The 7,786-nt window shown below is 74.2% G+C and carries 6 protein-coding genes and 1 pseudogene; 1 reads left to right on the top strand and 6 read right to left on the bottom strand.

The features are described 5' to 3' along the window. Nucleotides 1–811 (top strand): annotated as a pseudogene (locus ACOV8S_RS31945) (hypothetical protein); the annotation flags it as partial. Nucleotides 812–1,178: 367 nt separating this feature from the next. On the opposite strand, the gene ACOV8S_RS31940 reads toward ACOV8S_RS31945, so the two are convergent. From ACOV8S_RS31940 to ACOV8S_RS31915, 6 genes are all read right to left on the bottom strand, one after another. Beyond that, nucleotides 1,179–1,742 (bottom strand): hypothetical protein, encoded by a 564-nt coding sequence (locus tag ACOV8S_RS31940; protein WP_448322021.1) that lies wholly within the window; start codon nucleotides 1,740–1,742, stop codon nucleotides 1,179–1,181. A gap of 213 nt (nucleotides 1,743–1,955) precedes the next feature. Next, nucleotides 1,956–2,132 (bottom strand): MbtH family protein, encoded by a 177-nt coding sequence (locus ACOV8S_RS31935; protein WP_448322019.1) that lies wholly within the window; start codon nucleotides 2,130–2,132, stop codon nucleotides 1,956–1,958. Beyond that, entirely contained in the window at nucleotides 2,129–6,058 is a 3,930-nt protein-coding gene (locus tag ACOV8S_RS31930) for an amino acid adenylation domain-containing protein (protein WP_448322017.1), read from the bottom strand. Before ACOV8S_RS31930 ends, ACOV8S_RS31935 begins: the two co-directional genes overlap by 4 nt. Continuing rightward, nucleotides 6,055–6,285, bottom strand: a complete 231-nt coding sequence (locus ACOV8S_RS31925; RefSeq protein ID WP_351111302.1) for a phosphopantetheine-binding protein — start codon at nucleotides 6,283–6,285, stop codon at nucleotides 6,055–6,057. Before ACOV8S_RS31925 ends, ACOV8S_RS31930 begins: the two co-directional genes overlap by 4 nt. A gap of 8 nt (nucleotides 6,286–6,293) precedes the next feature. Then, on the bottom strand, nucleotides 6,294–6,938 hold the full coding sequence (locus tag ACOV8S_RS31920) for an isochorismatase family protein (protein ID WP_448322015.1): 645 nt from the start codon (nucleotides 6,936–6,938) through the stop codon (nucleotides 6,294–6,296). A 17-nt stretch (nucleotides 6,939–6,955) separates the two neighbouring features. Next, nucleotides 6,956–7,786, bottom strand: an 831-nt coding sequence (locus ACOV8S_RS31915; RefSeq protein ID WP_448322013.1) for an AMP-binding protein, incomplete at its 5' end; no start/stop codon positions are given.

The raw sequence follows: 7,786 nt of genomic DNA, 5'->3' as shown, positions 1-7,786 counted from the left end.
GGCCGGGGCGGGGCACGGCCTCGCGGACGGCGGCGACGGGCCCGGCGAGGCAGCCACGGCCGGCAAGCGGCAGAAGAGGAAGCGACCTCGCGGCAGCGCCCGGTTCGCCGGGATGCCGGAGGAACCGCAAGCGCCCACCGGCTTCGCGGCGCCCGTCCTTCCCGGCGTCCCTCTGCCCGGACCGGAACCGGCCGCCGACGCGGCGCCGCGGGGCGCGCGGTTCGCGGGTGCGGCCGACGAGCCGGGAAGTGCCCGCCGCGACCTCGCCGAACCGGACGCCGAGGACCGGGCGGCGGTGGCCGAGGGGGTGGCGCGACTGCTGCGGCTGCGCGGCCAGGGCCGTTCGGGGGAGGCGCACGCGCTGCTGGCGGAGATGGCGCGGTGGCCCGTCTGGCGCCTCCCCTTGGCCGCCGAGCGGCTGGAGGACTCCGGCGGCGAGGCCGAATGGGCGACGCTGCTGTGGGAGGCGTCGTCCCTGCCCGTGCCCCGCCTGGTGCCGGTCGCCGACGCGCTGACGGCGGCGGGCCGGCCGGACGACGGGGAACGGGTGCTGCGGCAGGGCGTGGCCCGTCCCGCCGAGGAGATGGCGGACGCGGTGGCGGCCCTGTGCGACGCGCGGCGCGACCGGGAGGTGCGGTTGCTGATGGACGCGTACGTGCGCACCCGCGTGCCCGCCGAGGCGGCCCGCTGCGCGGCGGGACACCCGGCGCGGATGGTCCCGTTGCTGCTGGAGGCGGCGCGCGGGGTGTCGCAGGACCGCTACTGGGACGTCGTTCACGCGCTGCGGGTCGCGGGGGTGGAGGGCGCGTAACCCCGGGCCGGTTTGCCGCGGGCGCGGGCGACGGCCATGCCCTCGCGGGTGCGCGGCCGAGGCCGAGGCCGAGGCGTCCAGGGCGGGGTGGTCGACGGTGCAGTGGGTGCCGTAATGCGTCAGGATCAGCGGTCCGATCCGCTCGACCACGGTGCCGAACCGCGGAGGCGCCGAACCGGGGCCCCGCAGGATGCGATCGTGCGCTGCCAGCAATTCCGCCACGTCCAGGACCACCGCGGCAGTCAAGCACCACGGTTCCCGCGACGCCAGTGGTTGAATGCGAGCGGGCCTCAGCCTGCAAGCGCCACCGTCGACCGGCATCAGCCCGGATCGTGGTCGGCTACTCCGCTCCATGAGTCACATCGCGTCAGGCGTGGAACTGGCCGTTGAGGTACTCCTCGCGTGGCAGTGAGTCCCATTCGGCGTTGGCGCCGTCGCGCGTCACCATGAACAGGGGACGCGATCGAAGGACCTGCCCGACGAATTGCGCGCGCATGACGACCCCGGAATCGTCCGGTCCTGCGTAGCCTTCGGGCGTGTAGCGGAAGTGTCCGTCCACTGCCTCGGCATACGCGATCGCGTCGCGCTCCAGCTCCGCCAGGTCCCGTCCGGCCAGCATGAGTCCGTCGTGCGTGACCTGGGGACCGTGCACGGCGTCGGCAGCCACGCAGAACAGCCCCACGGCTTGGCTCACATACGCGGTGACGGAAGGAGCCAGGCCTCGACGGTGGACCTCGATCCTCCATGTCGGTGAGAAGATCGCGTGGTCGCGCGGCAACTCGCTGACGCTCGATCGGCCGAGCTTCTCAGCCGCCTCGACCACTTCGTCGACGGTCATACCGAACCGCAGCGGTCCGACACCGACAGCCGGCGAATAGGACCACTGGTCCCGTTCGGCGACTTCGGTAGTGGCTTCGGCCTTGAACTGCATGGTCGCCCCTGTGGAGACAGCTGAAACTTGCGCTGATTGAACAGGTACGGCACCGAAAGGATCAAGGTGCCGTCGTGTCCGGGGTTCGCGTGGGGTGGTCCTGCGGGATTTGCTGCCGCGGGAGGAGCGGGCCGAGGTTCAGGTGGCGGTTCATGTCCAGCTCGCCCGTGACGGCCCGGGCCGCGCCCCCGGCCAGGGACGCGGCCCGCGAGGTCACGGCCGGTGGAGGGAGGCTTCGCACTCCTCCCGTGGCGCGGGGCCGAACACCGGCGTCCAGCCGGCCGGGACCTCACGCCAGTCGGGCCACAGTGAGCGTTCACCGCGGTCGTTGACCAGGACCCGGAACGGCGTCGGGGCGTCGAACGGGGAGGGGATGTCGGTCGCGCTCACGCGTCGAGCTCCTTCAGCCGGGCGGAGACCACCGCGGCCACCGCGTCCAGGTGGCGGCCCTGGGTGATCAGCGGGTGGGTGCAGTCGAGGTCCAGGTTGCGGACCTCGCCGCCTGTGTGCGGCCGCCAGGACTCCCAGGTCAGCCAGTCCTCCGCGCGCGGGGCCGCCGCGGTGAAGAACAGCAGGTCGCCCTCGTACCGCCGGTGGACGTGCTCGCGCATCAGCCGCGCGTTGTGCGGCACGATGTCGACGATCCGGTTGAGCGTGACGTCCGACAGGCCGCCCAGCGGGCTGCCGAGCCGGGCCAGCGTGGCGATCACGTCGTCCTTGGTCGCCTCCACGGTCCGCTCCAGGCCCGCCATCCGCAGCACCGCGGTGAGCGCGTCGCCCTCCTCCGGCGCGGGCCGCTCCCGCCACTGCTCGGCGGGGAACGCGTCGAGCAGCGCCAGCAGGTCGACCTCCTCACCGGCCTCCTGCAGCAGCACCGCCATCGTCTGCGCCAGCGCGCCGCCGACCGACCAGCCCATCAGCCGGTACGGCCCGTGCGGCCGCACCGCGCGGATCCGGCCGACGTACTCGGCGGCCAGCTCCTCCAGCGAGGCGGGCAGCGGGCCGCCCTCCAGCAGCCCGGGCGCCTGCACGCCGTACACCGGCCGGTCCGGGCCCAGCCGTGCGGGAAGCCCCGCGTAGCACCAGGCGATGCCGCCCGCGGGATGCACCACGAACAGCGGCGGCAGGTCGCCGTCGGGGCGCAGCGGCAGCACCACGTCCAGCGCGTCCGAGGAGGCCGGACGGGCGCTGTCCAGCCGGGCGGCGAGCGCCGCGGGCGTCGGCGAGGCGAACAGCGAGCCGAGGGTGAGCTCCGCGCCGAACTCCTCGCGGATGCGCCCCACCAGGCGGATCGCCAGCAGCGAGGAGCCGCCCAGGTCGAAGAAGGCGTCGTCGGCGCCCACCTCGCCCAGCCCCAGCACCTCGGCGAAGATCCGGGCCATCGCCTCCTCGCGGGCCACCGTCGGCCGGCGGCCGACGGACGCCTCGTGGACCGGGACGGGCAGGGCGCGGCGGTCCAGCTTGCCGTTGGGGGACAGCGGGAACTCCTCCAGCGCCACCACGGCCGTCGGCACCATGTGCTCCGGCAGCGTCAGCGCCACCGCCTCGCGCACCGCGAGCGGGTCGGCGGTGCCGGTGACGTAGCCGACCAGGCGCTGGTCGCCGGGCCGGTCCTCGCGGACCAGCGCGCAGGCGCCGTCCACCCCGTCCTGGGCGGCCAACGCGGCCTCGATCTCGCCGAGTTCGATGCGCTGGCCGCGCAGCTTCACCTGGTGGTCGGTGCGGCCCAGGTACTCGACCCCGCCGTCCGCGCGCCACCGCGCCAGGTCGCCGGTGCGGTACATCCGCTCGCCGGGCGGGCCGAACGGGTCGGCTACGAACCGTGAGGCCGTCAGCTCCGGGCGTCCGAGGTAGCCGTCGGCCAGCTGGGCGCCGGCCAGGTAGAGCTCGCCGGGGACGCCGGGCGGGCACGGCTGGAGCGCCGCGTCCAGGACGTACAGCCGGGTGTTCCACACCGGGGCGCCGATCGGCACCGGGCCCTCGTCGCCCGGCAGCACCTCGTGGTACGAGACGTCCACCGCGGCCTCGGTGGGGCCGTACAGGTTGTGCAGCCGCACCCCGGGCAGCCGGCCGGCGAAGGCCCGCGCGGTGTCCCTCGGGAGCGCCTCGCCGCTGCAGAACACCTGACGCAGCGTGGCGCCCACCGTGGCGGCCGACGGCTCGGCCAGGAACAGCTGGAGCATCGAGGGCACGAAGTGGCAGGTGGTGACCTTCTCCTCGTTGATCAGCCAGGTCAGGTAGGCAGGGTCCCGGTGGCCGCCGGGCTCGGCCACCACCAGCGTGGCGCCCACCCGCAGCGGCCAGAAGAACTCCCACACCGACACGTCGAAGGAGGCGGGCGTCTTCTGCAGCACCCTGTCGCCGGGGCCCAGCGGGTACGCGTGCTGCATCCAGCGCAGCCGGTTGTCGATCGCCGAGTGCGGCACCACGACGCCCTTGGGACGGCCGGTGGAGCCGGACGTGTAGATGACGTAGGCCGGGTGCGAGGGCGTCAGCGCCCGCGCCGGGTCGCAGGCCGGGTGGGCGGACACGTCCAGGCCGTCGAGCACCACCAGCGGGGTGACCACGCCGGAGGGCAGCCGCCGGTCGTGGTCGGTGACCGCGCACACCGGCGCGGCGTCCTCGAGCATGTCGGTCAGCCGCTGGGCCGGGTAGTCCGGGTCCAGCGGCAGGTAGGCGGCGCCCGCCTTCACCACGGCCAGCAGCGCGGTCACCAGCTCCAGGGAACGGGGGAGCGCCACCCCGACCACCTTGCCGGGGCCCGCGCCCCGCTCGATCAGGTGACGGGCCAGCCGGTTGGCGCGGGCGTTGAGTTCGGCGTAGGTGAGCGTCGTGCCGTCGAAGACCAGGGCGGGGGCGTCCGGGGTGCGGGCGGCCTGCGCCTCGATCGGGCCGATCAGCGTGGTCGGCGGGAGCTCCTGTGCGGTGTCGTTGAAGTCCCGCACCACCAGGTCGAGTTCATGAGGCAGGGCCACCGGGTGCGCGGCCAGCGGCAGCGTCGGGTCGGCCGCCACCAGGCGGTCGAGGAGCGCCAGGAAGCGATCCTGGTGGAGGGCGACCTCGTCCTCGCGGTAGAGCGCCGGGTTGGCGTCGTGGTCGATCTCCAGGCCGTGCCCGTCGGCGCGGTCGTAGATGTTGACCGTCAGGTCCTCCACCGGCCCGGCGGACAGGCTGCGCAGCCGTGCCGGGGAGCCCGCGAAGTCCACCGCGTAGTCGAAGGGCATCGTGTTGACCATCGGGCCCACCAGCGCGCGCTGTTCACCCAGCAGACCCAGGTCGCGGCGGATGTCCTCGTAGCGGTACCGCTGGTGGCGGCGGGCCGCGCGCAGCGCCAGCACCACCTGGCGCACCAGGGCCGCGAAGGTCTGCCGCGGCTCCACGGACACCCGCAGCGGCAGCACGTTCATCACCATGCCGGGCACCCGCAGCGCGGCCGAGCCCATGCGCCCCATCAGCGGAACGCCGAGCACCACCTCCTGCCGGTGGGTGGCGCGGGCGGTGTAGAGCGCCTGCGCGGCGATCATCACCTCGGGCCAGGTGGCCTTCAGCGCGGACGCGGTCTCCCGCAGCCGGCCGGTGGCCTCGGGGGAGAGGTGGGCGGTGCGGCGCAGGAAGGTCCGGGACGGCTGCGCGCCGCGCCCCGCCAGGTGCGGGGCCTCGGGGCGGTCGGCCAGCAGCTGCGACCAGTGCGCCCGGTCGGCCTCCAGCGCCTCGCCGGAGCGGTACTCCAGGTCGGCCGCGACCAGCTCGGCCAGCGGCCGGAAGGCCGTCGCGGGCGGCTCCTCGCCGCGGGCGAAGGCGGTGTACGCCTCCGCGGTGCGGCGGCCCAGCAGGGTGTAGCCGTAACCGTCCATCACCAGGTGGTGGATCCGCTGGTACCACAGCCAGCGCTCGTCCCCGGTGCGCAGCAGCGCCTGCGTGAACAGCGGCTCCGCGCCGCCGAGGTCGAACGGCCGCGCCAGGTCGGCGCGCATCCACTCCTCGGCGCGCGCCGCCGGGTCGTCGGCGTCCCGGAGGTCGAGCACCTGGAAGGGCAGCTCCACCTCTTCCAGGACGCGCTGGCGCGGCCCCTGCGGCGTCTCCACCAGGCGCACGCGCAGCGCGTCGGCCTCCCGGACGACCAGCCGGAGGGCACGGGCGAAGAGGTCCGGGTCCAGCGGGCCGTCGATCTCGGCGCACTCGGCCGTGTTCAGCGCCGGGCTGGCGGGGTCCAGCGCCTGCGCGTACCACATGCCCGACTGCGCGGCGGTGAGCGGGAGTTCGGACGGTGAGTCCTCGGTGTGCGCCCCGGTGGGGGCGGGCGTGGCGACGGTCATGAGGCCGCCCCCAGCAGCCGCGCCCAGGCCTCGACGGCCGGCTGCTCCGCGAGGTCGGCGAAGTCGGCGCCGACGCCGTGGTCGCGGCGCCAGCCCTCGAGCAGCGTCATGATGCGGACCGAGTCGAGGCCGTAGTCCACGAGGTTCTCGTCCACCGGGATCTCGGCGGGGTCCTCGCCGAGACAGTCGGCGACGTCGGCGTGGATCTGGTGCAGGGTGAGGGCCATCGCGCGGATCAGTCCTTCTCGGTCAGCGCGCCCAGCAGCGCGTCGGTGGTGGTGACGGCCGCGCAGCGGCCGGCGGCCCAGCGCAGGGCCATGTCGTGGTCGGCGCGGCTGAAGTCGGCGACGGCGTCGGCGACCAGGTAGGCGCGGATGTCGCGCTGCCAGGCGTCCGCCGCGCTCATCAGCACGCCGATGTGGGCGTAGACGCCGGTGACGATCAGCTCGTCGCGCCCCCACCCGGCCATCAGGCCGGCCAGTTCGGTGCGGACGAAGGCGCTGTACTTCCACTTGCGCAGCAGCGTGTCGCCCGGCGCCGGTGCCACGATCTCGGGGGTGGTCAGCTTCTCGGGGTCGTCGGCGACGCCCGGCCCCCAGAAGTCCAGCTGGAGACCGCGCTCCTCGGCCGTCTGGCCGCCCTTCTGCGCGGAGTACACGACCGGGACGCCGGCCGCCCGGGCGGCGGCGATCAGCCGGGCGGTGTTGGCGAGCATGCCGGTCAGCGGCTGCTCACCGGCCGGGAAGGACCCGAGGAAGTGGTTCTGCAGGTCGTGCACGAGCAGCACGGCGCGCCGGGGGTCCGCCGTCCAGGAGACCCGGTTGGCGGGCAGCTCGTCCGGTGCGGGCAGCGGGTAGGGGGCGATGGCGGGAAGTGCCATGGAACGTGTCGGGCCTTTCACTGATCCTGGGGGGAGTCCGCGGCTGCCCGCAGCCCCTTCTTGCTGACCTTGCCGACGCCGGTCTGCGGGAACTCCTCGACGAACTCGACGAGGTCGGGCACCTTGTAGGCGGCGATGCCCTGCTCGCGCACGAAGCGCTTGACCGTGACGGACTTCAGCGGCTCGGCGTCCTTGCGCAGGACGACGTAGGCGAGGCTGCGCTCGCCGAGGTACTCGTCGGGAACGGCGACCACGGAGACGTCGTGGACCGAGGGGTGGCGGAGGATGACGTTCTCCACCTCCTCCGGGGCGATCTTCTCGCCGCCGCGGTTGATCTGGTCCTTGGCACGGCCCTCGACGACCAGGTGGCCGGTCGGGGTGCGGCGCACGATGTCGCCGGTGCGGTAGAAGCCGTCCTCGGTGAAGGACCGCAGGTTGTGCTCGGGAGCCCGCCAGTAACCGCGGATGGTGTACGGGCCGCGGGTGAGCAGGTGCCCGAACTCGCCCTCGGCGACGTCCCGGTCGTTGTCGTCGACGATGCGGATCTCGTCGTCGGGGGAGATGGGCAGGCCCTGGGTGGAGACGATCGTCTCCAGCGGGTCGTCCAGACGGGTGTAGTTGACCAGGCCCTCGGCCATGCCGAAGACCTGCTGCAGGCGGCAGCCGAAGGCCGGCTCGAAGCGGCGGGCCGCCGCCTCGCTGTACTTGGCGCCGCCCACCAGCACCGACCGCAGGCTGGAGAGGTCGTGCGAGCCGGCCGCGGCGGCGTCGGTCCAGACGATCGCCAGCGGCGGGACCAGGCCGGTCATGGTGATCCGCTCCCGCTCGATCAGCGGGAAGGTGGTGGC

This window comes from Streptomyces sp. CO7 (assembly GCF_053474865.1).
Note: the sequence above shows the minus strand (reverse complement) of the source record. Positions and strands in the feature narration are given on the sequence as shown.

What these genes read in the sequence shown, in the direction of transcription:
- ACOV8S_RS31940 (WP_448322021.1), bottom strand. Translation starts at nt 1,742, where the DNA reads ATGCAGTTCAAGGCCGAAGCCACTACCGAAGTCGCCGAACGGGACCAG.
- ACOV8S_RS31930 (WP_448322017.1), bottom strand. Translation starts at nt 6,058, where the DNA reads ATGACCGTCGCCACGCCCGCCCCCACCGGGGCGCACACCGAGGACTCA.
- ACOV8S_RS31925 (WP_351111302.1), bottom strand. Translation starts at nt 6,285, where the DNA reads ATGGCCCTCACCCTGCACCAGATCCACGCCGACGTCGCCGACTGTCTC.
- ACOV8S_RS31920 (WP_448322015.1), bottom strand. Translation starts at nt 6,938, where the DNA reads ATGGCACTTCCCGCCATCGCCCCCTACCCGCTGCCCGCACCGGACGAG.